This is a genomic window from Cytobacillus firmus DS1 (assembly GCF_000565285.1).
GTDB lineage: Bacteria > Bacillota > Bacilli > Bacillales > Cytobacillaceae > Cytobacillus > Cytobacillus firmus_A.
On sequence record NZ_APVL01000005.1, the window covers coordinates 36,151 to 61,470 of the forward strand.

Consider the following 25,320-nt stretch of genomic DNA (forward strand, 5'->3'; position numbering starts at 1 on the left):
GGCGGCTAAGCTATGCTCTATCTTTTAATTTGGTGTATTGTTTTAACGGCTTCCATTTACCTTTTTAAACAGGCTGGCGGAAGCCTCTCCCTTTTAAAGCCAAATATGATTTCAATCATATTTTATTATTCATTTCTCATTTCCAGCTTTATCGGCACTTTGCTGATTGGAATGGGAGTGGATGATTACTATATGATTAACCGGCTGTATTTTGAGGAAAGCAGGCAAATAGGGTTTTATCTTATTTGTCTGGTGATGTTTTTGTTCCCATTGGTCATGTTGTTAATCTCAAAGCTAAGCAATTTTGATGCTAAAGAGGAATTTAATTCGTATCTTGCTAAGGATATTTCATTGCCTTTTAAGGAAAAGAATGAATTTTATCTTATATTCCTCATGCTGTCAGGTATTTCCATGTTGTCCATTCTTTATACGCTTTGGAAAGCGCCTGTTATTCCTATTCTGGAAGTGGCTTTAGGGAACAGTGAATATTCTCCTGGAGAATTAAGGATCATGGCTCAAAGGGAATTTGGCGGTAATGTTTTGATCCGTAACATTTTCGCGATTGCATTGACCCCGCTGCTGTCCCTGATTGCTTATGTCTATGCTGTCAGGACCGGACAGGTGAAATGGAAGCTGCTGTATCTGTCTCTGTTTGCAGGTGCTATTTTAATTAATATTTACGATTTGGCTAAATCACCAGTGTTTTTCTATTTGATTATGTTCCTGCTGCTGAGCCTATATATCGGTGTGATCCGATTTACTGTAAGACGCCTCGTTTTATGGGGGATGCTGGGTGCTGCTGCTCTTATTTCCATGTATATCGTGATTCAGGGTGTGACGGATATTGGTTCTTATTTGTCCTATAATTCCGGTCCTGTTGGCAGATTGATTTTTGCTCAAATTGCACCGACTTTCCTGCATTTTGATTTATATGGTCATTTACTGCCGTTTTTAAATGGGAAAAGTCTGCCGATCATTACAGATTTATTTGATATGGATCAGGTCCGTTCCGCCAGGGTTGTAATGGAAACGGTTTTCCCGGAAAAGGTAGAAGCAGGTACAGCGGGGGTGCTGAACACTCTTTTTATTGCTGAAGCATATGCAAACTTTGGGTACCTGGGCGTCATTGTCAGCACGATTTATATAGCTGCATTAGTGCAGATCTTGTATATCGTATTGATCAGACTCCCTAAAAATCCGGTATTTTTGTGTTTATTTATTTACTTTACCATTAATATTCCAAGAACCCTGGTTGGAGGGTTTGCAGACTTTTTATTCAATCCAATCTGGATGCTGATGACAGGTTTGTTTGTGGGAATCTTAATATTTATCAGGCTTCGCATTTACTTGACTGCTTTTTGGCAGAAGAAAAAGTCAGGAAATGAAGTTTAAGGAGAAAATCCATGAAAAAAGTATTGCTGTATTATCCTTTTGAAATAGCTGAAAATGCGAATAGCGGATCCAAACTCAGGCCAAAAGAAATCCACCAGGCTTTCTTGAACTGGGGAAAGGAAAATGATGCAGAAATTCTACTGCTGTCAGGTTCTTCAGCCGCAAGGGAGGAGCTTTTTAACACCTGGAAAAGTGAAGGGAAGCTTGAAGATATTTGGTTCTGCTATATGGAGAACCAGACGATTCCTTTTTGGCTTACAGATAAAGGACATGTTCCCAAAAAACCATTTATCGACCTGAAGGTCATGAAATTTTTAAAACAGAAAAATGTGCCTGTCGGTGTATTTTATCGGGATGTTTATTGGAAATTTGATGAGCTTTATCCTTTAAAAGGTCCAAAGAAGACGATTATGAAAACAATTTATCGGATGGAAGAAAGGTTTTACGAGAAGTATTGCGATGTTATTTTCCTTCCAAGCGATGCAATGGGCGAGTATGTAGACATTAAAAAGAAGAAAGTGGCTCTTCCGCCTGGTGGCAAGGCAAAGAATATCATCAAAAAAGAAAAAGACATCGGGGCAGCGCAGGGGATTTATGTTGGCGGGATTAACAACGAAGATTATGGCTTGTTTTTGCTGCTGGATGCTTTAGAGCTTGCTAACAAAGACCAAAGAATCTGTGATTTGACTGTTGTCTGCCGTGAAGAGGAGTTTGCCAGCCTTCCTTCTGACAGAAGAAGCCGTCTTGAGCAGCTGAACGTGACGGTTAAGCATCTGAGCGGTGAGGCATTAAACGAATTATACCGTGAAATGGATTTTGCCTTCATCCCGCGATATAGAAGCACATATAATGATTTCTCTGTGCCTGTAAAGCTTGTGGAGTATCTATCCAATGAGCTGCCTGTCATTGCCACTTATTGTGAGGCACAAAGAGATATCATTGAAACGGATGGCTATGGGGTAATTTGTGCGGACCATGCAGATGATATGGCTAAAGCAATTGAAGAAATGGCGGGTAATACGCAAATATACCGCCACAACATCAAGCAGACTTTTGCCGATAAGCATTCCTGGCTTGCAAGAGTCAAGAAGGTAAAGAGTGCCTTGTTAAAGGAGGAACTATGAAAGTACTAATACTTGCTCCAAGCAGATCGATACACACCCATAAATGGGCTTTATTTTATAAAAATAAGGGCATTGATGTTAAGGTTGTTACATTCTCTGACCACTTTTCAGCAGAAAATGCCAGGGAAATCGACACGATCACCCTTCCTAAGCTATTGCCCGGGAAATTATCGTATATTTCGAGTGTTTTCGCCTTGAAAAAGGTTCTTAAGAGCTTTCAGCCTGACATTCTGCATGCACATTATGTATCAAGCTATGGATTTGTTGGTGCATTAGCCAATTACAAGCCTTTTTATGTGTCCGTTTGGGGAAGAGATATTTTTCAATTTCCCCAGCAGGGCGGCGCGAACCGGAAAATTGTTGAATACACTCTTTCAAAAGCTGATGTCATTTGTTCAACAAGTCATATCATGGCTAAAGAAACAAACAAGTATACAAATAAAAAGGTTTTTGTTACACCATTTGGCGTTGATATGAACAAGTTCAGGCCAATGCCTGAATTTAAGACTGAGGGAAAAGTTACGTTTGGGACTGTTAAGGCACTTTCAGATAAATATGGCATTGGTGATTTAATTAAAGCCTTTGCCAGGATCTATAAGGAAAAGAGCAATTCTGAGCTTCTCATCGTCGGGGACGGGCCGCAGCGGGCTGAGTATGAGCAGCTGACAAAAGACCTGGGAATCGAGCATGTGACCAGGTTTACCGGACGGGTGCCAAATGATAAAGTCCCGGAATACATTAATAAAATGGATGTATTTGGTGTTCCTTCTACTGAAGACAGCGAGAGTTTCGGTGTCGCTGCAGTTGAATCAATGGCCTGCGGCGTGCCGGCAGTTGTGTCAAATGTCGGCGGACTTCCTGAAGTGGTGCTTGAAGGGAAAACCGGTTTTGTTGTGCCGAAAGAGAACCCGGAAGAGCTTGCAAAAGCGATGCTGCACTTAGCGGACAACAAAGAAAAAAGCATAGAAATGGGACACGCGGGAATCGAACATGTAAAGGCTAATTACAACTGGACGGATAACGCAAATGGCATGCTCGATTTATATGAGCAAACCTTGAACAAGGGGATGAAATCATGATTAAAAAAGCAGTAATACCGGCAGCCGGGCTTGGAACCAGATTTTTGCCTGCTACTAAGGCACAGCCTAAGGAAATGCTGCCTATCGTCGATAAGCCAACCATTCAATATATCATTGAAGAAGCAGTTGAGTCGGGAATTGAAGATATCATTATTGTAACTGGCAGAAGCAAAAGAGCGATTGAAGATCATTTTGATAAATCTGTTGAACTGGAAATGCTTTTGGAGAGAACGGGCAAACATGAAATGCTTGAAGTTGTGGAGAACATTTCAAACCTCGTTGATATCCATTATGTAAGGCAGAAAGAGCCGCTTGGCCTTGGGCATGCCGTTCTTTGTGCAAAGAAATTCATCGGTAATGAGCCCTTTGCTGTTCTGTTAGGCGATGACATCGTCGACAGTGAAGTTCCAGCTCTTAAACAAATGATTGATCAATACACAAAGGTACAGTCCAGCATCCTGGGATGTAATGAAGTACCGCGCTCTGAGGTATATAAGTACGGGATTGTAAATTATTCCGAAAACACTGGCGACCTTTTTAAAGTTCAGAGCCTGGTTGAGAAGCCTGCAGTTGAAGAAGCTCCATCAACACAGGCAATCGTAGGCAGATACATCCTTACACCAGCTATTTTTGATATGCTTGAGGATGTCCAGCCGGATAAAAAGGGTGAAATTCAGCTTACAGATGCAATAGATAGTCTGCTTGATAAGGAATCCATCTACTCATACATTATTCAGGGAAACCGCTATGATGTCGGAGACAAATTCGGATTCCTGCAGGCATCAATCGATTTTGCATTAAAGCGTCCTGACCTTAAAGATAAGCTGTCAGCTTATTTAAAGGAACTAAATGTTAAGTAATGGAGATGGGAAAATGAGAGTGATTTACTTGTGTCAGCATTTTCCCCCTGAAACTGGAGCTCCTCAGATTCGTGTTTACGAAGTAAGTAAAGAGCTTATCAGCAGAGGGCATCAGGTGGAAGTCATCACAGCTTTCCCGCATCATCCTCATGGCATCATTCCAGAGGAGTATAAGGGACGCTTCTATATGTTTGAAAACTGGGATGGAATTCCTGTGCACCGTTCATGGATTTATCCATCTCCAAAGGGAAGTTTCTGGAAAAGGCTTGCTTCCTATTTTTCTTTTACGTTCAGCGCTTTTTACTCGATTCTTAAATCAAAGCCTACAGATGTGATCATCTGTAATTCACCTCCGCTATTCCTTGGCATTACAGGGTATTTAGGAGCGAAAATGAAAAGGGCAAATTTTGTATTCAATGTTGCAGATATTTGGCCGGAATCAGCTGTAGAGCTTGGTATTCTGAAGAATGAATCCTTTATCCGCCTGGCTGAACGCCTTGAGATGTTTCTTTATAAGAAGTCATGGAAAATTGCAACTGCCACGGAAGGGATTAAAGACTACATGGTCCGCAAAGGAAAGAAAGCGGAAGATGTGTTTCTTCTTCCTAACGGGGTCAACACAGATACATTTGCTCCCCAGCCGAAAAACACTGAACTGTTGAGAGAAGTAGGCATCGAGGGCAAAAAAGTTTTTATGTATGCCGGAAATCTTGGTTATGCCCAGGGTCTTGATTCTGTACTGAGAGCCGCTGCTCTTTTAAAGGACAAGCAGCCGGATGCCCATTTTCTGTTTGTCGGCGATGGCCAGGAGCGGGAAAAGCTGCTGAGCTTAAAAGAAGAACTGCAGCTTGATAATGTAACCTTCTATGGTTCTGTGCCTGTCTCAGCGATGCCGGATATGTTCGCCGCTGCGGATTACAGCATTGTTTCTTTAAGAAATATCGAACTTTTCAAAGGTGCGAGACCTTCTAAAATATTTCCTGCCATTTCTTCTGGAGTGCCTGTTCTTTATTGTGGAGACGGAGAGAGTGCAGCCATTCTGGAAGAGTATCATTGCGGAAAGATTGCACCGCCTGAAAACCCGGAAGGCATTGCTGCCGCAATTTCAGAATTAATGAGTGTAAGTGATGCGGATTATCAGACCATGAGAGAAAATGGCAGGAAGCTTGCCATTGATCAATACTCCTGGAAAAGCATCGTTGACGATATCCTTTTCCATTTGGGAGAGCAGAATAACGAAAATAGAGCCAATTCCTAGGTGAATTGGCTCTTTTGCTTGTTCTATTTTGAAACTGTTGTTCCTTTGAAATAGTGGGTAATAATCTGTTCGGCTTTCCAGCCTTTTTCGGCAAATCCCTTTGCTCCATATTGGCTCATGCCAATTCGGTGTCCCCAGCCTTTTCCGTTTAATGTAACAGAAGTGATGCCTGAACCTTCATTGGTCACGACGCCGCTTGCAGTTTGAATGGAAACTTTTGAGTCAGAGAGTGTTACTTGGCCGGTTGCTGTCTGTACAGTCTGGCCCTTCATATCGCTGATGTTTGCCGTGCCGCTTGCTGTTTGGACGCTTAATCCGGATGCGGAACCATTGAGCACCGCATCAAACCAGTTTGAATAAAGCTGGTTATAAACGCTTGAATTAGGAAGCGGGAAAAGCTTTCTGATGACAGATTCATTACCCGTTACAGTTTTATCGCCGGCAGATGTTTTAAGGGTAACCCCGCGAACCTCTCCATTTGCTCCCGTTTTCGATAGAGTCAAATCATAAATGACGGCAGATGTATCTGAAATACCAAAGTTTTTCAGCAGCTGCGCAGAAGTAAATGTTTCACTCCAGCTGGAGTATGGGGAGGACTCATATGGATCATCAACCGACACGAGATAAGGATAATAAGCCTGATTGGAATTCCATACATCTCCTACATTGGCTGTTCTGCCGCCGCTGGTGGAAAAGAAAAAGGTCTGGATAGGCTTCCCGTTATACTTGGCCACTAACCCGGCTGTCTCCTGAATAGCTGCATTGGCTCTTGGATCTTCACCTGAATAGCCTTTGTAAACCTGGCTTGCAGCTGTGCTTGTAAGCATCATCGTGTTGGCAGCATAGCTTCTTGCAGCAATCGCTTGAGCCTTTAAAGCTTCTTTCGGCCAGGAAGCAGGCATCTCGTTTGGAACAACACCTTTTAAGTAATCTTCCATATCCAGAAAGTTGATGACCTCAACTTGCGATCCATTTGGCTTCAGAAAGAAGCTGCCCCGGTATGTTGTGCCATTGCTCACCTTGGCTGTGGATAGCGAGCTTACTTCAGAAAGTCTCGCTGTTGTCGATAAAACCCATCCTGATAAACTTCCAGAAGATACTTTATACCATACTTGTCCTTGTGCATTTGTAAAAGAGTCAAGGTAATTGGCGCTTTCTCCAGCTTTAAATGTCTTAATGATTTCGTATGAAGAAGTTGCACCCCTTCTTAATGGAGTATCCGCTGTAAAGACTGCCAGCTTGGAGGTACCGGTTATTTCTTGTAAATCAAATCCTTTGGCAGATTTCTGGCTGAAGCCAGTATAGCTGACAGAGACACCGGAGCTGTCCTTGCTTACGGTTAGGACAGTGTTTTGCAGTACAACCGTTTTGGCGCCGCTGTCTTTATTAACCAGCTGATAAGTTCCATTTAACGTAATAGTTAAACTTGATTTTAAATACACAGACACGTTTACTTCATTGCTATACTGCTTAGGTTCGGCTGCCTGCGTGAAAGCAGGCAGGGATATGAGCAATAAAAGGAAGCTGAAGAGTGAGATGATCTTTTTCAAAACTATCTCACCTCACTAAGACCGCCGAATACCCAGCCTTTTACTCCAGCAGAAGTTTGGACATTATACCAGGTTTCTCCCTTAGAGTTTACAAAAGTAGAAATATATTTTAAGACCGTTCCTTTTGGCAGTGTTTGAATGACGCCATACGAAGTAGTGGCACCTTTACGCAAGTGAACATCGCCGGTTGTAATAACCTGAGTAGGTGCTGCAGTTGATGGTTTATCTATCGATACATTGCCTGAGAACACCCAGCCCTTTAAAGCAGCCGACAATTCCACCCGGTACCAAAGTCCAGTTGAAGCTTTAAAAGAATCAATTACTTTCAAGTTTGATCCAATCGCTTTAGTCGCAACGACTTTATAATCAGTTGAAGCTCCGGAATGGATATTTACTGAGCTTTTGGTCACATAGACAACAGAAGGAAGCTGTCCTTCTGCAGGCGGGGTGGTTGGATTGCCAATTTGACTTTTCAGACTATTAATCTCCTGCTGCTGGGAAGCTATCTTTGATTCTAGTTCTGTAATCTTGCTTTTCATCGGATTCAGCTGTGATGTAACCCATTCTACACTTGCCAAAACCACGTTACTGGATGCATTGATTGCATGAGGAGTGAATAATGCTGCTCCTGCTCCTATCCCAAGAGTTAAGGCTCCTGCAGCGATCAATTTCTTCGTACGGCTCATTGATTTTCCCCCTGAAATTTTATATAAAGGTTTAATGCAAAAATAAATTGGGTACATAGTAAAATATATACCCAATTTTGGTCATAAGTAGATTAACAGATTGTAAAAATAAAGGAAATAGAATCTATTTATTTAAAAATTGTTAAAATATTCCTCTAATCCTTTAGTAATGCCAACAGCAGCTTTTTGACGGAAAGCTGTCGTTTTGAGAAGAGCTTCCTCTTTTGGATTTGAAATAAATGCAAGTTCAACCAGAACACTTGGAAGCTGATTCATTCTATTTACATAGAAGTTCTGTTCTTTTACTCCTCTGTTATAAGTATTCATAGAAGAGATCATATTTTTCTGAATCGCAGTTCCCATTGTTTCACTTCTGGGACCATTAAAGTTAACCGTTGAATTGTAATAGGTTGTTGTTCCTTTTGATGTTGAGGAGAAGGAATCCCCATGGATGCTGATAAATGCGTCTGCAGTAGAGTTGTTCGCAATTGCGGTTCTTTCTGCAAGTTCAAGGAAAACATCCGTGCTTCTTGTAAGAATGACAGTAGCCCCGTATTTTTCAAGCTCTGATTTAAGTAAGAGTGCTGTACCGAGATTAACATCTTTCTCTCTTAATCCTGTAGGTCCTACAGCTCCTGCATCATGTCCGCCATGTCCTGCATCCACCACAATTTTCTTTCCTAATAATCCAAATGGAACAATCTTCACTGAGACCTTATTTGAGTAATCTCTTAAAGTGAATGAATAGCCTGGCTCAAACGTAAGAACAACAGATTTTTGTGAGCCGGATGCAAAGGTTTCAATGGATTTAATTCCTTTGATGCTGCCTTTTGGCAGTTCCACATCGGTCATAGCACCTGTTATCTTTAAGCGGTTTGCAGACAATGTAGTATAAGAGACTGCAAAGTTGCTGGGTTTAATCCATGTTAAATAGTTCTCTCCATTGACTGTGGAATAGGCAGGAGAGCTTAGTCTCTTAGCAGATACAGTCGTTGTTTGTGTTTCTAAAACCCATCCCCGCGTTCCTTTCGCATTTTCAACATTCAGCCAGCCATTCAGTTTGCGAAGAATTTTCAATGACTCGCTTTCGGCAAGATACGCGCTGACTCCATAGTTCGTTCCTGCTCCTTTGCGGATGACCGCACCTTTTTTAGCAAAAACATACTTAAAAACATTCTGTGATGTAACAAGCTCATATTCCGGAGTCCATCCCGTTTTCCCGGATGCACTTTTTATGCGGATCCAGCGCTGTCCAAGAGAGTTAGTGAATTCGCCAAGAACTGATACTTTGCTGTTATATGAAAGTCTTTCACTGATTTTATAATCATATGAAGCTCCAGCGTATAAAGCAGCATTCATGGTGCCGACCAGCATGGTTGTGCCAATGGATACAGAAGGCTGTTTTGAGACAACCGTTTCATGTACCCAAGCGATATTGCCAGAAGATGTTTTGACTTTATACCATAAATCTCCTGTTGAATCCTTAGCGGTTTCGGAGGCAGTCAGCTCAGCGCCTTTTGAAGCCTGGTCGATAACTGAGTGGCTTAAGGAAGGGCCGCTGCGCATGTTGGCGACATCAACACTTACATATAGTTTTGTGTTAATAGTCTGATTGGCACTGGCACTATCAGCAGGAATCCAGCCGGCAAGGCTTGCGTTTACTTGTACCCGCAGCCATGCTTCACCGCTCGATGGAACAAAGTGGTCGAGTACTTTTACCTTTTGATTCAGTGACAATTTCCCGACGGATTGATAAGAAGAAGTGGCTCCCCTTCGGACATCCAAAGAATTTACCTGGCTATAGACGTAGCTTCCAATCGCAGGAAGATCCGGTGTTTCCGGTGCGGGCGGCAAAGATCCTGCCTGAAAAGCAGTTTCCTTAATCCATCCCTGAACAGCTCCTAAGTCAGCCCGATACCATAATTCTCCACTGGCATTCTTGAAGGAATCTATGATATTTACTTTCTGATTCTTTTCCGCATAGGCAACGATTCTATAAGAATCAGTAGCACCTTTACGGACAGGGGCTTTATCAATCATGACCGTTTTTGTTCCTGTCTCAGGAGCAGGCGGAAGTGTGACAGCCTGAAAAGCAGTCTCCTTAATCCATCCCTGAACAGACCCTAAGTCGGCGCGATACCATACTTCGCCCTTAGCATTTTTAAATGTATCAATAATCGTCACAGCTTGATTCTTATTTACATATGTAACAATGCTATAAGAGTCGGTTGCTCCTTTGCGGACAGGAGCTTTGTCAATCTGAACCGTTTTGGTTTCTGTTGCAGGCGCAGGAGGTTTGACTTCTGCATCTGCTTTCAGATAGTCTTCTATAATCCATCCTTTTATAGTACCTGATTCAATCCGGTACCAAAGTTCACCGCTGCTATTTTTAAAACTATCAATCACTTTAACTGAAGTTCCTTTTGATAGTTTTGCAATAGCTTCATAGGAAGTAGTTGCTCCTTTGCGGACGTTGACATTATCTCCGGTTATGGCAGCCTGCTTTCCGATCTGTATCCCGGAATTACCAGTGGTCTGCTCTTTAAAACTGGATGCTAATCCCCATCCTTTATTCGTGCCCAGATCTACCCGGTACCAAAGTTCTCCGGATGAATTGGTAAATTCATCAATAACGGTGACTGTTTTACCGGTTGACAGGGATGTAACCAGCGGATAAGATGTGGTGGCACCTGACCTGATCTCAACCTTTTGACCTACAAGCATATTGGCAGGAAGATTTAACTCTTCCGCATTCACGAGGACAGGGAACAAAGCAGCAGTAGCAAGAACCGAAGATGCCAGAAATTTTTTCATTTTTTTCCCTCCATCGACATATTTTTGGGTTCTTTACCTATTCTAGCGAAAATTGTCAATTCTTCCAACCCGTATTCAGAAAAGATAGTTCTAAATACCCGTAGAAAATAATGGTAAAAAAAGAAGAGTACACATTGCGTGTACTCTTCAGCCATTTATCAATATTCATCTTCCTGCTGATCGGCATCAGTTTGCCAGGATTCCTCCTCAGCTGTAAAACTATCTGTACTGTTGCCTAAGGTATCATTAAGTTCATAGCTTAGTTCAGAAATAGAATCTTCATCAGGAATATAATAATATACATTATCGATATATTCATCATATCCTTTTAATGTTAAATTCTCGATGTTTGTATTTTTGATTTTTGAATAAAGTTTGACGAAACTTGCGAATTTAGAAGGAGGGATGTTTGTTTTCACATTTGCTCCTAAATCCTCCATAATGTCGTCGATTTTTGTAATCGTGCTGAAAGAAGTCCCTTTATTTACGATTGCTTTAATGACTTGCTGCTGCCGTTCATTTCTTCCCATATCGCCTTTAGGGTCTTTCTTTCTCATTCTTACATATGCCAAAGCTTCATTCCCGTTAAGCTCCATATTTCCTTCGTAGTAAGTCTTCCATTTTAAGCTGTCGGTCAGCTGTGCTTTGAAGGTGAATGGAACATCGACATCAATTCCGCCTAACGTATCGACAATATCCTCAAAACCATCAAAGTTGGTTGTAATATAGTAATCAATTGGAACATCGAGAAGCTCATTTACTGTGGTAATTGTTGACTCTATGCCCCCATTGCTGTATGAATGGGTAATCTTTGTATTATATCCGACTTCAGGCACGTATGTCCGTGTATCCCTCGGAATGCTCAGCATTTTTACTTCTTCCGTTTGAGGATTTACGGTGACGAGCATCAGGACATCAGATCTCTCTCCGCCTTCCTGATCTTCAATCCCAACTAACAGGATGTTAAAAGGGTCCTTTGAGATTTCCACTTCTTCGGACCGGTGATTTGCAATTTTATCACTGTCCAATTCCTGATATATTTCACTTGTTGCTTTATTGGCACTATATATTAGATCATATGCCAGGAATGTCCCTCCGCCAATAATCGTCAGAAAGAGGGCAAGTATTATGACACGCCAAAAGCGTTTTCTTCTAATCTTTCGTTTTCTCGATCTCGAAACAGACATTTTATCCCTACTTTATAAATGGTTTGGAAAGGATTTACGTTTCTTGCAATAGTTTATTTTACCGAATTAAAATCCCTTCGTAAATAAATGTTAAAAATTATTTTTCCTCTTCTAAATATAGCTGTTCCCCCTGCGAAATTTCAGCCTGTCCATTGGTTAGTTCAGTGATCCATTCAGAAAAACTTTCTGTTTGGCCTTCTTCGACATATGTCAGTAGTTCGACACGGTCTAAATATTGGATTTCCTTGAGAGTATATATGGAAGACCGCAGTTCGTTCTCAAGCTTTCCGAGCCAGGTATAATCTGCTTTTGCATGCATGATGCGCATCAGTTTTCTTTCAACGACCCCAACCGCATCAATGCCATCGGAGGTTGCTTTCCCATATGCCCGTATCAGGCCGCCTGCACCTAATTTTATTCCGCCGAAGTATCTGGTTATGACAACAGCTGTATCTTTGAGCTGTTTTTTTTTCAAAACTTCAAGTATCGGAACTCCTGCTGTACCGCTGGGCTCTCCATCATCATTTGCTTTTTGGATCTGATCATTTTCGCCAATTAAATAGGCTGAGCAATTATGTGTGGCGTTCCAATGCTTCTTTTTGATATCCTGAATAAAATTTTGGGCTTCAGTTTCAGTTTCTGTTCGTGCTATATGAGCAATGAACCTTGATTTTTGAATAACGATTTCATGTTCACCTGTGCTTTTGACTGTTAAATAACGGGGCAGCATTTCTGCAGCTCCTTTCAATTGAAATACAAGTTTCATTATAAAACGACAATAATCGATAAATTTAGATTTCAAGTGATTGTAATGAAACTTTAATATAGGTAACTTTTAGAGATGGTATAATAGGAAATATTCTCATTGGGAATTCTATTATGAAATAACTGCTGTATAAATTTCAGCAAAAAGGTTTACCATCAATATATATAGGATATAAGACACGGGTGAGAAAAACAAGATTGAGTCTTTTTATCGATTTTTTGCCTTTTTGGCATAGTTTTCATAATGCGGATATAGTAACCTTCCCTATTACAAGCTACAATATATGGCAGATATAATAGATGCGAGAGGACTTGCTTCCTTTTGGAGGTTCATATGAATATTAAGAAGTTTGATTCAAAAACCCTTGATCTTATATTGCAAAAGATAATAGACACTGTTGGGACGAGCAAGGATGAGATCTTCAGAATTGGCGAACAATGCAGAAAAGATTATGAAACCCTTACTGAAGAGCTTAGGGATGTTAAGCACTTAGTGATTAAAACCATTGATGCAGGCGATCAGCTTGAGATTCAAACTAAGTTTGCCCGTAAACGGCTGTCTGAAGTCAGCATGCATTTCAAGAACTACACCGAATTTGAGGTTCGGGATGCTTATGAGAAGGCGCATCAGCTGCAGATGGACTTAACCATGAACAGGCAGCTGGAAAAACAGCTGCGGGATCGCAGGGATGATATTGAAAGAAGGCTGCTGGGTGTCGGTGAAACAATTGAAAGAGCAGAAGCTCTTGTTTCACAAATTTCCGTTGTCATGAGTTATCTCACAAGTGACCTGAAGCAAATGGGTGAAATAATAGAAGATGCAAAGGTTAAGCAGGAATTCGGTTTGAAGATAATTGAAGCTCAAGAGGAAGAGCGAAAAAGATTATCCAGGGAAATCCATGATGGTCCTGCACAAATGATGGCTAACGTTATGATGAGATCCGATTTAATTGAAAGGATCTATAAAGAACGGGGCGGAGCTGAGGCAATTACAGAAATTAAGAGCCTCAAAAAAATGGTCAGAAGTGCCTTATATGAGGTGAGGAGGATCATTTACGACCTGCGTCCAATGGCACTTGATGATTTGGGGCTGGTGCCTACCCTCAAAAAATACCTGCAGACCATCGAAGAATATCATAGTCCCACTAAAATCAGGTTTTCCAATCTTGGAGAAGAAAAAAGGCTTCCTTCTCAATATGAGGTCGCACTTTTCAGGCTGATTCAGGAATCTGTTACAAATGCACTGAAGCATTCACAGGCCACCGAGATTATTGTCAAATTGGAGATTAATAAGACAAGGGTAGCTGTTATCATTAAAGATAATGGCAGAGGATTTGATATCCGGGAAAGAAAGACGGAGTCCTTTGGGATAATTGGAATGAGAGAGAGAGTCGAGCTTCTTGAGGGACAGCTTTCCATCGATTCCAAACCAGGAAAAGGCACGGTTGTCATTATCCAGGTACCTTTGAACTTGTAGAAATTATAAATAGAGAAACCATTTAACCGGAGAATTTGGGAGGCGAAGCAATTGACTACAAAGATTGTCATAATTGATGACCATCAATTGTTCAGAGAAGGGGTAAAACGCATCTTAGATTTTGAAAGATCATTTGATGTAGTAGCAGAAGGTGACGACGGGGCAGAAGCTATCACATTGGTGGAAGAGTATAATCCTGATGTTGTCATCATGGACATTAACATGCCGAATGTGAATGGTGTGGAAGCAACTCGCCAATTAATTGAAAAGCATCCTGATTCAAAGGTCATCATCCTTTCTATCCATGATGATGAAAATTACGTTACACATGCGCTGAAAACAGGTGCGAGCGGCTACCTGCTGAAAGAAATGGATGCAGATGCCCTAGTTGAAGCAGTAAAAGTTGTGGCAGATGGAGGATCTTATCTGCATCCGAAGGTCACACATAATCTTGTCAACGAATACCGGCGCTTATCCGCTGTTGGAGCAGGAAGCAGCAGCGGCTACTCATCACAGATCGAAATCCGCCGTCCGCTTCACCTGCTGACGCGCCGCGAATGTGAAGTCCTTCAGCTGCTTGCTGACGGAAAAAGCAACCGCGGCATCGGAGAGGCTCTTTACATCAGTGAAAAAACAGTTAAAAACCACGTCAGCAACATCCTTCAGAAGATGAATGTTAATGACCGTACACAAGCCGTAGTAGTAGCGATTAAAAATGGCTGGGTGGAAGTGCGATAGTATTGTGACAGGCACCACCCGAATTTTGTCGAAAAAGCACGCAGATGGTTTCATGCCATTGCGTGCTTTTTACTTTATCAGGGCAGCTGCTGCGATTTGGAAGATCGTCTTCGTATCAGAAGACCTCTTCTTAGCCTGATTGACCATTATGACCAGCTCTTCAAGCTCTTGCGGGGATGCGCTGTCTATCAGCCAGGAGGCAAGTTCCGTCCCGCTTAGGGAGTGATTAATGTTTGGAACTTTAATGTTTTTGTATTTGCTTAATTCACTATTCAACATGTGATGAAGTGTATCGAGAGTATATTTACCGGAGTGGGCTTTGCCTGTAAAAGAAGTGTTATTTTTCAATTGTTACAGCTCCTTTACGAAATAAAGACACAAAAGGAATTTTACCATATACACTATCTTTATTTGAATGTGAAAATATACCAGTTTTCCAACTTGGGCACAATGGAGCACCCTATAAATTTAATGCATTTTTACCCGCTATCATATAAAATGGAACATACAGTAGAGAAAAAAGATAAGGATGGTACCTCTATTTATGAAAACGGCTGTTGTAACGGATAGTACAGCATACATTCCTAAGGAATTAAGAGAAAAGTTAAATATACATATGATTCCGCTGAGCGTGATCTTCGGCGGTGAGACCTACCAGGAAGAAGTGGAAATCACGGCTGAAGACTTCTATGAAGAAGTGAAGCACAAAGAGCTCCCAACTACTTCACAGCCGCCGGTTGGTGAGTTTGCCGAGCTGTTTGAAAAATTATCGAAAGAGTATGATGCGGTGATCTCCATCCATTTATCAAGCGGCATTAGCGGCACTTTCCAGGGGGCAGTTACTGCCGGGAGCATGGTGGAAGATATACAGGTGTTCCCGTTCGACTCCGAGCTCAGCTGTATGGTGCAGGGTTTTTATGTGATTGAGGCGGCTGAACTGGCTGCTGCTGGTAAGAGTCCACAGGAAATCGTGGAACGGCTTGAGGAAATGAAAAAAAGCATTCGCGCTTATTTCATGGTGGACGACCTTTCGCATCTTCAGCGCGGGGGACGTCTGTCGAGTGCGCAGGCCTTGATCGGAAGTCTGCTCCAGGTCAAGCCGCTGCTTCATTTTGAAGATAAAAAAATTGTTCCGTTTGAAAAGATCCGCACACGGAAGAAAGCGATGAAGCGGATGGTTGACCTTTTCTGGGAAGATGTGAAAAACGGTGAGCCGTATCAGGCGGTTATTATCCATGCCAATCGCGAAGCAGAAGCACGCGAGTGGAAGGCTGAACTTGAAGTGGAATATCCGAATGTGGAATTTATGATCAGCTACTTTGGCCCGGTTATTGGAACCCATTTGGGCGAAGGTGCGATGGGATTTGGCTGGGTGAAGAAGTAATGCTTGTTTGGAGCTGCGCCATTCTTTGGGATGGCGCAGATTTTTTGAGAGGGGTGATGTGGATGTAGTGGATTTGCAAATAGATTAAGGATTCCTGCAAATAGAAAGTTTGATTTTGCAAATAGCGGGTCTAAATCTGCAAATAGATCCGAGAACTTGCAAATAGAACCGCAATAATTGCAAATAGACAGATAAACTATGTAGTCCAGAGGTGAACTAATTGAGACTTACTCCTAAAATGACCCCCTATATAAAAGATTTTCCTCCAAAAAGCCTCCCGATATCCTCCATTGACGCCATTCCGGAGCCGCCACTCCACGAAAACTTCCCTTTTAACAAAGAACTGCAGCAAGTCCTATACGGAAAACAGCTTTTACTCGAAAATCTCCCGCATCCACTTGAAGAAATCCATCAGCACTATGTAAATGGCTATATTACTTACCGAAAAGGGATCATTAAGACTAAAAACAAGACAAGTTGTGCCAGGTGCGGCAATAAAGATAGCACACTGTTCGCAGGTTTCCCGTGTGCCAGATGCGGTGAGAAGGAGTGTACGTATTGCCGGAAATGCATCATGATGGGACGGGTCAGTGAGTGCACTCCTCTGATTGGCTGGTCCGGGCCTGATCCAGCGCAGGAACTGACCAGAAATCCGCTGATGTGGGCTGGCACCCTCTCACCCGGCCAGCAGATTGCCTCCGATCAGGTTAGACAGACTATAATCGAAAATAGAGAACTCCTCGTCTGGGCTGTCTGTGGTGCCGGAAAGACGGAGGTTCTATTTGAAGGAATCAATACTGCCCTCGCTTCCGGAAGAAGAGTCTGCATTGCCACTCCGCGAACAGATGTTGTGCTCGAGCTTGGCCCGCGGCTTCAAGCAGTCTTTCCCGGCATCCAGGTGGCTGTCCTCTACGGCGGCAGTGAAGACCGCAAGCTTCAAGCCCCCTTAACCATCGCCACGACACACCAGCTGCTCCGCTTTTACAGGGCGTTTGATACAGTCATTCTGGATGAAGTGGATGCCTTTCCTTATACGGCAGACGAAAGCCTTCAGTATGCTGTCCGCCAATCCCGCAAAGAACACTCCTCGATGATTTATCTCACAGCTACTCCCAGCCAAAAATGGCAGAAGGAATGCCGGAGCGGGAAAAGGGATTTTGTCACCATCCCAGCCAGATATCACCGCCACCCCTTGCCTGTTCCATCCTTCAAATGGTGCGGCAATTGGGAAAAGCTCCTTCAAAAAGACAAACTCCCGCCTGCAGTCATCCAATGGATCAAAAAGAGGATCGACAACCAAAAGCAGTGCCTGCTCTTCCTCCCCAAAATTGAAAAAATGGAAAAGGTCCTCACTATACTCCGGAAAACCTATCCTAAAATCCAAGCAGTGCACGCAGAAGACCCGGAGCGAAAAGCTAAGGTTCAAATGTTGCGCAATAATGAAATCCCTATGGTTCTCACCACGACCATCCTGGAAAGAGGTGTTACGTTTCCTAATATTGACGTAGCCGTTTTTGGCGCAGAAGACCGCATTTTCACAGAAAGCGCACTTGTCCAGATTGCCGGACGGGTTGGAAGAAGTGCTCAATTTCCAGGCGGAGATATCACTTTTTTTCATTACGGTAAAACCGAAGGCATGGTCAAAGCACGAAAGCAAATCCTCCATATGAATGATGAAGCCAAAAAGAAAGGATTGATTGATTATTAACTGCTTAATCTGCCATGAAGAAATTCTCTCTGCAGTGAGCTGGTCTACTCTCTGGTCACGTCCAGAGGAGAACCATATATGCCAAGTCTGCACAGGTAAACTCCCATTTATCACCGGAGAGACTTGCGTTAAATGCAGCCGGCCCTTCCGCACTTTAGAGCCACAATTTCGAGAAGGCGACACTTGTATTGATTGTGTAAGGTGGAACCATGATCCGGAGTGGTCAGAAATACTTGATAGAAATCATTCTATTTTTTCCTATGATGACTTTTTGAAAGAGACAATCGCCCGGTATAAGTTCCGGGGTGATTATGTTATGAGCAGGGCCTTCTCTCCTTTTATAAGGGAAAAGCTGAAAAACTTAAAATTCGACTGTCTCGTTCCGATTCCTTTAAGTCCTGAAAGGCTGTATGAGCGCGGATTTAATCAGTCTGCTGCACTCATTCTAGAGACAGGCTTTACGCCAGCAGAACTGTTGCAGCGAATCCATTCTGAGAAGCAATCCAAGAAATCGCGTCTTGAGCGGATTCATCATAATCAGGTCTTCAAGCTGCTCAATATTAATATTGAAAATAAAGTAATTGTTCTATTTGACGATATTTATACTACGGGCTCCACTTTATACCATGCAGCGAAGGTCTTGAAAACAGGTGGTGCAGCCTCGGTATTTTCACTTACTCTGGCAAGAGGGTAACAACTGATAAAAATTAATGATTAGCAGTCTGCTGTATTTTGAAAAATATTCTATAATTATCTTATTCTTCGAGCTATAATGATTACAAATACCTATCCGCGGGAGGTAGTACTTACTATGCCTGAACTATCAAATTGCCCAAAATGTGACAGTATTTTCGTTAAAACCCAATTCCGTGATGTATGCCAGGATTGCTGGAAGGAAGAAGAGAAGGATTTTGAGACGGTTTATCAGTTTATCCGGAAGAGGGAGAACCGGACTGCAACCATGATTCAGGTGGTGGAGGCAACGGGAATAGAAGAAGATTTAATTTTAAAGTTCATCCGAAGCGGTAAATTGAAGCTTGCTCAATTTCCGAACCTGGGCTATCCTTGTGAAAAATGCGGAGTAAGCATACGGGAAGGCAAGATTTGTAAGAGCTGTGCAGGAGAGCTGAGGAAGAGTCTTCAGGAGTTTACCGCCGAAGAAGAGAGAAGAATAGAAATGGCTAAACGCGAGAAGCAGGGAACTTATTTTGTGGTCGACGGGAAATATAAAAAATTTTAAGGTTAAAGGATATCTTTCGGGATGTCCTTTTTTTATTGGGAATACATACCATGTCTATCTTTGTTTAATCCATTAATTAATATTATTCAAATCAATCCGATAAAAAAAGTAATAAGGCAACACGTACGGGAGTTGAAATAATGCAAGTAACGAGCCGGATTTCAAATAATAATAGATCAGCTGCTGAAATTCCTCTTGATCTTAAGACAGGAGAAGTAAGCCGTGCGCAAATTAAAGAAAGAGTATCGGATACAGAAGCCGTTATTAATATAAGAGGAAGAGAGTTTCAGGCAAAATTTGAGGGAGGTGTTCCTTCATCAGATCGTGTGACGGTTCAGATTACTGATCAAAAGGAACAGGCAGTCACGGTTAAAACCATTGCTGCTGAAAATCCCAAAAGCCCAGCAGGCCAGGCGAGCGAACTAAAGGTTCTGCAAAGTGTAGGGCTATCAGGCGATGAAAAGCCTGAGCTGAAAAAAGCAGTGCAAACCTTATTGGATAAAGGTTCTCCGATCTCAAAAGAAATTGTCAGAGACTTAAAAGAGTTTATGGATCATGCTAAGGGAACCACCGAATCCAAGCTTGAGACAGTCAAGGCTCTTGCGAACAAGCGGCTGGAAGCAACAGGCACACAGCTGCGTGCAGTGCATGAAGCGCTGCATGGCAAGCCATTAAGTGAAGTGCTGACAGACCTGGCAAAAGAAATCGATCCGGAATTTAGAATCGAAAAAAGAGATGCTCCTGTTCAAAAACACATGGACAGCGCTATCCCAAAAAATGAGTCTGTGAATGTCACGACTTCTCAAAAGCAGAAAGTACAAACACAAATGATCATAAATGCGGAAAGCAGCAGAAAGTCTGTAAATTCGTCTGAATTAAGCAAGCTGATTCAATCCAGCCAGGAACTTCTTGAAAATGAACCAGACTTAAAGAAAGCCATTCAGCAAATCAGAACAACTGTCATTAACCATCCGTCATTAGATCGGGAACTTGCCCAAAACATTGAGAAAGCCGCGACAGATGCTGAAAAGCTGCAGGCTATTGGCAAGGAAAGACTCGTACAGGCACTGAAAAATACAGAGGACCAGCTTCTCAGAAAAGAACAGCAGGCAGTTCAGCCCAAAGAAAACGTGAGCACGCCTAAAGCTGAAGAGAAGCCTGTAGAAATAATTAGAGCAGTCAGGGATGAGACGGCAAAAAATCCGGATATCCGAAAATCAATAGAACTAACTCAAAACCGATTAATCGAGAATCCAAAGATCGTTAAAGAGGTCTCAGACAAATTAATGCGCGCTGTCCAAGAATCCCAATCGTTAGCAAACCAGGGCAGGATAACAGCAGCGAAAGAAGTTATGGCAGCTGCATTATCTAGAGCGGAAACTGAACTCAAACAAATAGAGGCGCGCCAGCCGGTGCAGTCTGCCAGAAATATTCCCGAGCAACGCCCAAGCGAAGCGGTAAAGCAAGTCAAAGCCGAGCTCCAGAATGAACCAAATCTCGAGCGGGCAGTAGAGAAAGTCCGTGAGCAAATAGTCCAGCATCCGAGGATGGACCGTGAAGTAGTACAAAAAGTGGAGCGGGCATTAAACGAAGCAGTGCGACTCCAGCAGATCGGCCAGGAGACAGCAGGACGAGAGCGAATCCAGCAAGCGTTAACGAAAGCGGAAACAGAACTCAAACAAATTGAGGCCCGACAGCCGGTGCAGCCAGAGCGGAATATTTCAGAGCAGCGCCCAAGCGAAGCGGTCAAGCAGGTAAAAGCCGAGGTTCAAAACGAGCCGGATCTTCAGCGGGCAGTAGACAAAGTCCGAGAGAAAGTAGTCCAGCATCCGAGGATGGACCGTGAAGTAGCACAAAAAGTGGAGCGGGCATTAAACGAAGCAGTGCGCCTCCAGCAGATAGGCCAGGAGACAGCCGGCCGAGAGCGAATTCAGCAAGCGTTAACAAAAGCGGAAACTGAACTCAAACAAATGGAGGCACACCAGCCGGTTCAAGCTGAACGAACTCCTACAGAGAAGCGTCCAAGTGAAGCTGTAAAGCAGGCAAAAGTAGAGATCCAGAACGAACCAAACCTCCAGCGGGCAGTAGAGAAAGTCCGTGAGCAAATAGTCCAGCATCCGAGGATGGACCGTGAAGTAGCACAAAAAGTGGAGCGGGCATTGAACGAAGCAGTGCGCCTCCAGCAGATCGGCCAGGAGACAGCGGGACGAGAGCGAATCCAGCAAGCGTTAACGAAAGCGGAAACAGAACTCAAACAAATTGAGGCCCGACAGCCGGTGCAACCAGAGCGGAATATTTCAGAGCAGCGCCCAAGCGAAGCGGTCAAGCAGGTAAAAGCCGAGGTTCAAAACGAACCGGATCTTCAGCGGGCAGTGGAAAAAGTACGCGAGCAGGTTGTTCAGCATCCAAAAATGGACCGGGAAGTAGCGCAGAAAGTAGAACGAGCATTAAATGAAGCAGTGCGGCTTCAGCAGATCGGCCAGGTGACAGCAGGCCGAGAGCGAATCCAGCAAGCGTTAACGAAAGCAGAAACTGAACTAAAACAAATCGAGGCACGCCAGCCGGTGCAGCCAGAGAGTAGTATTTCAGAGCAGCGCCCAAGCGAAGCGGTCAAGCAGGTAAAAGCAGAGGTTCAAAACGAGCCGGACCTTCAGCGGGCACTAGAAAAAGTACGTGAGCAGGTTGTTCAGCATCCCAAAATCGAACGAGAATTAGCGCAGAAGGTGGAGAAAGCATTAAACGAAGCAGTGCGCCTACAGCAGATCGGCCAGGAGTCAGCAGGCCGAGAACGTCTTCAGCAAGCGTTAACGAAAGCGGAAACTGAGTTAAAACAAATCGAAGCCCGCCAGCCGGTGCAGTCTGCCAGAAATATTCCTGAACAGCACCGAAGCGAAGCGGTAAAGCAGGTAAAAGCAGAGGTTCAAAACGAGCCGGACCTTCAGCGGGCAGTAGAAAAAGTTCGAGAACAAGTAGTCCAGCATCCAAAAATGGACCGGGAAGTAGCGCAAAAAGTGGAGAAAGCATTAAACGAAGCAGTGCGCCTCCAGCAGATAGGCCAGGAGACTGCGGGCCGAGAACGAATCCAGCAAGCTTTGACGAAAGCGGAAACGGAACTCAAACAAATTGAGGCGCGCCAGCCGGTGCAGTCTGCCAGAAATATTCCTGAACAGCGACCGAGCGAAGCGGTCAAGCAGGTAAAAGCAGAGGTTCAAAACGAACCTGATCTTCAACGTGCTATTGAAAAAATCCGAAGCCAAATAGTAAACAACCCTTCAATAGATAAAGAAACTGCCAGAAATATAGAAAAAGCACTAAACGAGACAGATCTCCTTCAGCGAATTGGCAGAGAGTCAGCCGGTAGAGAAGCTCTGGAAAAGTCTTTAACTAAAGCTGAGGCAGAGTTAAAAAGGCTGGAAGCCCAGGGACCTAAAGGTGAAGTTCCGCTAAGAGAGACATTCAAACAGGTACGTGAGCAGATACAGTCAGAAGCGAATACCAAGCAAGTATTGCAAAAAGTCCAGGAACAGCTTTTAAATAATAAACAAATTGATCCTTCTATAGCGAAAGAGATTGAAAAACTTGCAAAACAAACCGGTCAATTAGATCAGGCAGGCCGTGACAGGATGATTAAAGTGCTGCAGCAGGCAGAAGCAGCTTTAAAGCAAACAGGGAATCTAGCAGAAAACAATGCCGCAGACAGTGAACAGCTTATGAATAAAATCCAGAAGAATAGCCTGGCTCAGGGCACAGGAATGAATGAGCAAAAAGCAGAAAGACTGCCATCCCAAGCAATTAAGCAATTAATAAAGCAATTCCAGAAAGAGCCGGATTTGACACGGGCATTGGGTCTTGTCCGTAAAGAAATAACAAGCAATCCCGGCATGAATATGAGCACTGTTGATAAAGCAGAAAAAGCCATCAGCCAGGCTGCACAGCTTCAGGAGAAAGGCCGTGAGCTGGGAGCGCGCCAGCATATGGCGAAAGAACTCTCAGATCTTGAACAAACATTAGCGAAATCAGAGCCTAAAATGTCAACGGAAGCCAAGCCTGCAGCAGAGGCCCTTCAGTATGACCTTAATGAACAGCTTCAATCACTGGGAATTCAGTCAAAGGATATTCTTGTTACAAAGGTAACCCAAAAGCTTGCACAGGCGACCCATGATTTCCGCGAATTAAAGCGTGAAATAACCAGAAATCTTGATAATGTAGAGCATCTGATTAACACATTTAAGAAAAATGCTTACCCTCAGGCAAAGCAGATGCTGGAAACAGCCATCAGCAAGCTGGACAATGCCATTCTAAAAAGTGAAATGATGCTTTTTACGGATATGAAAACGGAAAAACAGCTGATGCAGGCAAGCTCCCAGCTGGCGGAAGCCAAAAAACTGCTGGCAAAAGGCGACCACACACAAGCCGGGAAAATTGTCAGTGAAGTAAAAACACTAATAGATAAAGTCATCTTCAAACCGTCCGAGCAAAAAGTGGTTCATTTTGTGGCGAAGGAAAGCATGATGATGGAAAAACAGCCAGCAGCTCAGCATATGGTCAAACAATTTAGTGAAACAGCAAGCGGATTTGTGAACGGAGAGCCATCAGCCAGACAAATGTTTGAAATGGTTAAATCCATGGGGCTTAACCACGATAGTGATATAGCAAACTCTCTTGTATTCAATAATAAAAACGATCAATCCCAGCAGGAGCAGCAACAGGAAAATTTAAAGGCGGCTCTCATGAAGCTTGCCCAGGGAGAAGGTCAGGAGAACAATTCAAAAGTTGCCCAGCAGGCCGAGCAGGCACTCTCCAACTTAACTGGTCAGCAGCTTCTCAGCAAATCAGATGCAACTGGAACAATGCAGAGCATGTTTTTTAATTTGCCAATGCTTTTAGGCGGAAAACCAGAAAATCTGCAAGTGTTCGTTAATTCTAAAAACGAGGGCCAGCAAGTGGACTGGGAAAACTGCAACCTCTATTTCTTATTAGAAACCAAAAAACTCGGAGATGTCGGCATCCTGCTTAATTCGACAGACCGTAACCTGTCTATCACGATAAAAAATGACCTGCCTGGCTTTAAGGAAAAAATGGAGCCATTGGCTGCCTTCACAAAGGAAAAGCTCCAGGAGGTCGGCTATAACGTCAGCAGCATTAATTTCACAAGAATGAGTGCATCACAGCCGAAGCTGGCACCTGACCAAGGGGTGCAGGCTCAAGAGAACGATCCAAAACCATTAAGACCTGTCTTTACCGAGAAAGGAATGGACTTCAAAATATGATGGTATCCACTTACTATAATCAAAAAAAGCGCAGGGAGCTAAACGGTCCGTCAGCTGCCGTCGTCAAATATGATGAAGAAACAGGGAAATCCCCCACCATTGTGGCACAGGGGAAAGGGCAGGTAGCCCAGCAAATTATAGCTTTGGCAAAGCAGAATAATATCCATATGCAGGAGGACTCAAATCTGGTGGCAAACCTCCTCGATATGGATCTAGGGGATAATATCCCCCCTCAGCTCTACTCGGTTATGGCAGAGATTTTATTATTAATAGAAGAAATGGAAAAAAACTATTAAACACATTAAAAAAAGACCGATAAGATAAATAGTTAATCATTTGGAGGTGCACATAAGTGACCGACTTCTTGACTGAAGAGCTGATTTATAAGAAATCGCCGCAGGAAATTACATCCATGCTTTATGAAGCATGTATTGATAATTTGGAAAGAGCTATCTCAGCTCTAAAAAAGAAAGATTATTTTACTTCAAATAAATTATTAAAAAAGTCAAATGATATTCTCTATCGTTTGGATGCGGGCATTAACTATGAAGCCGGCATCATCGCAGATCAGCTTGATGCTTTATATGACTACATGTCCGAAAAGCTGATTGAAGCCAATATAAAGAAAGATGTTTCAGCGGTAGAAGAGGTACTGAAAATCCTAACAGAACTAAGCACTTCGTGGAATGAAGCATTGAAAAATAAGAGCAGTGTTCAGCCTAACACAGTCCGTCAAAAGAACCTGGCATATGAAAAACATATTCTTACAATGAACTAAAGGGGATAAC

Annotated in this window: 20 protein-coding genes; 14 read left to right on the plus strand and 6 right to left on the minus strand. The window is 43.1% G+C overall.

What is annotated here, in order from left to right; genetic code table 11:
- Nucleotides 1–12 precede the first annotated feature (12 nt).
- From PBF_RS07900 to PBF_RS07920, 5 genes are read left to right on the plus strand one after another with little or no spacing between them, the layout of a single operon-like run.
- On the plus strand, nucleotides 13–1,392 hold the full coding sequence (locus tag PBF_RS07900; RefSeq protein WP_035329153.1) for an oligosaccharide repeat unit polymerase: 1,380 nt from the start codon (nucleotides 13–15) through the stop codon (nucleotides 1,390–1,392).
- An 11-nt stretch (nucleotides 1,393–1,403) separates the two neighbouring features.
- A complete protein-coding gene (locus tag PBF_RS07905; RefSeq protein WP_035329154.1) occupies nucleotides 1,404–2,516 on the plus strand; it encodes a glycosyltransferase in 1,113 nt (370 codons plus the stop codon).
- On the plus strand, nucleotides 2,513–3,595 hold the full coding sequence (locus PBF_RS07910) for a glycosyltransferase (protein ID WP_035329155.1): 1,083 nt from the start codon (nucleotides 2,513–2,515) through the stop codon (nucleotides 3,593–3,595). Before PBF_RS07905 ends, PBF_RS07910 begins: the two co-directional genes overlap by 4 nt.
- Complete coding sequence (gene galU, locus PBF_RS07915) at nucleotides 3,592–4,455, plus strand: UTP--glucose-1-phosphate uridylyltransferase GalU (RefSeq protein ID WP_035329156.1); 864 nt, start codon at nucleotides 3,592–3,594, stop codon at nucleotides 4,453–4,455. The genes PBF_RS07910 and galU overlap by 4 nt, the downstream gene beginning before the upstream one ends.
- Nucleotides 4,456–4,468: 13 nt before the next feature.
- Nucleotides 4,469–5,713 carry a glycosyltransferase family 4 protein gene (locus PBF_RS07920; RefSeq protein WP_035329157.1) on the plus strand — a complete coding sequence of 415 codons (1,245 nt, stop codon included), beginning with the start codon at nucleotides 4,469–4,471 and terminating at the stop codon, nucleotides 5,711–5,713.
- A 23-nt stretch (nucleotides 5,714–5,736) separates the two neighbouring features.
- Here the strand turns inward: PBF_RS07920 and PBF_RS07925 are convergent, their stop codons facing one another.
- The 5 genes from PBF_RS07925 to PBF_RS07945 form a co-directional block, all read right to left on the minus strand.
- Nucleotides 5,737–7,263 (minus strand): SpoIID/LytB domain-containing protein, encoded by a 1,527-nt coding sequence (locus tag PBF_RS07925; RefSeq protein ID WP_035329158.1) that lies wholly within the window; start codon nucleotides 7,261–7,263, stop codon nucleotides 5,737–5,739.
- A gap of 2 nt (nucleotides 7,264–7,265) precedes the next feature.
- The gene (locus PBF_RS07930; protein WP_035329159.1) at nucleotides 7,266–7,949 is read right to left on the minus strand and encodes an SH3 domain-containing protein; all 684 of its coding nucleotides are present in this window, start codon (nucleotides 7,947–7,949) and stop codon (nucleotides 7,266–7,268) included.
- Between the two features lie 132 nt (nucleotides 7,950–8,081).
- Nucleotides 8,082–10,763, minus strand: a complete 2,682-nt coding sequence (locus PBF_RS07935) for an SH3 domain-containing protein (protein ID WP_081757240.1) — start codon at nucleotides 10,761–10,763, stop codon at nucleotides 8,082–8,084.
- 158 nt (nucleotides 10,764–10,921) lie between these two features.
- Nucleotides 10,922–11,950 (minus strand): LCP family protein, encoded by a 1,029-nt coding sequence (locus PBF_RS07940; protein ID WP_035329160.1) that lies wholly within the window; start codon nucleotides 11,948–11,950, stop codon nucleotides 10,922–10,924.
- 97 nt (nucleotides 11,951–12,047) lie between these two features.
- Nucleotides 12,048–12,680, minus strand: a complete 633-nt coding sequence (locus PBF_RS07945; RefSeq protein ID WP_035329161.1) for a YigZ family protein — start codon at nucleotides 12,678–12,680, stop codon at nucleotides 12,048–12,050.
- A 369-nt stretch (nucleotides 12,681–13,049) separates the two neighbouring features.
- Between PBF_RS07945 and PBF_RS07950 the strand changes: the two genes are divergently transcribed.
- The gene (locus tag PBF_RS07950) at nucleotides 13,050–14,192 is read left to right on the plus strand and encodes a sensor histidine kinase (protein ID WP_035329162.1); all 1,143 of its coding nucleotides are present in this window, start codon (nucleotides 13,050–13,052) and stop codon (nucleotides 14,190–14,192) included.
- 51 nt (nucleotides 14,193–14,243) lie between these two features.
- A complete protein-coding gene (locus PBF_RS07955; protein WP_035329163.1) occupies nucleotides 14,244–14,930 on the plus strand; it encodes a response regulator in 687 nt (228 codons plus the stop codon).
- 69 nt (nucleotides 14,931–14,999) lie between these two features.
- Here the strand turns inward: PBF_RS07955 and PBF_RS07960 are convergent, their stop codons facing one another.
- Nucleotides 15,000–15,278, minus strand: coding sequence for a hypothetical protein (locus tag PBF_RS07960; RefSeq protein ID WP_035329164.1), 279 nt, complete (start codon nucleotides 15,276–15,278; stop codon nucleotides 15,000–15,002).
- A 196-nt stretch (nucleotides 15,279–15,474) separates the two neighbouring features.
- Here PBF_RS07960 and PBF_RS07965 point away from each other — a divergent pair, with 196 nt between their 5' ends.
- The 7 genes from PBF_RS07965 (at nucleotide 15,475) to fliS (ending at nucleotide 25,310) form a co-directional block, all read left to right on the plus strand.
- Nucleotides 15,475–16,314: a DegV family protein gene (locus tag PBF_RS07965; RefSeq protein ID WP_035329165.1), complete on the plus strand. Its 840-nt coding sequence runs from the start codon at nucleotides 15,475–15,477 to the stop codon at nucleotides 16,312–16,314.
- Nucleotides 16,315–16,552: 238 nt separating this feature from the next.
- Nucleotides 16,553–18,022 (plus strand): DEAD/DEAH box helicase, encoded by a 1,470-nt coding sequence (locus PBF_RS07970; protein WP_035329365.1) that lies wholly within the window; start codon nucleotides 16,553–16,555, stop codon nucleotides 18,020–18,022.
- Nucleotides 18,023–18,338: 316 nt separating this feature from the next.
- A complete protein-coding gene (locus tag PBF_RS27140) occupies nucleotides 18,339–18,716 on the plus strand; it encodes a ComF family protein (protein WP_343299413.1) in 378 nt (125 codons plus the stop codon).
- A 117-nt stretch (nucleotides 18,717–18,833) separates the two neighbouring features.
- Nucleotides 18,834–19,262: a TIGR03826 family flagellar region protein gene (locus tag PBF_RS07980; protein ID WP_035329166.1), complete on the plus strand. Its 429-nt coding sequence runs from the start codon at nucleotides 18,834–18,836 to the stop codon at nucleotides 19,260–19,262.
- Nucleotides 19,263–19,402: 140 nt separating this feature from the next.
- The gene (locus PBF_RS24885) at nucleotides 19,403–24,532 is read left to right on the plus strand and encodes a hypothetical protein (RefSeq protein WP_051488830.1); all 5,130 of its coding nucleotides are present in this window, start codon (nucleotides 19,403–19,405) and stop codon (nucleotides 24,530–24,532) included.
- Nucleotides 24,529–24,828, plus strand: a complete 300-nt coding sequence (locus PBF_RS07990; RefSeq protein ID WP_035329167.1) for an EscU/YscU/HrcU family type III secretion system export apparatus switch protein — start codon at nucleotides 24,529–24,531, stop codon at nucleotides 24,826–24,828. Before PBF_RS24885 ends, PBF_RS07990 begins: the two co-directional genes overlap by 4 nt.
- Nucleotides 24,829–24,884: 56 nt before the next feature.
- Nucleotides 24,885–25,310, plus strand: a complete 426-nt coding sequence (gene fliS, locus PBF_RS07995) for a flagellar export chaperone FliS (RefSeq protein WP_035329168.1) — start codon at nucleotides 24,885–24,887, stop codon at nucleotides 25,308–25,310.
- Nucleotides 25,311–25,320: the final 10 nt, after the last annotated feature.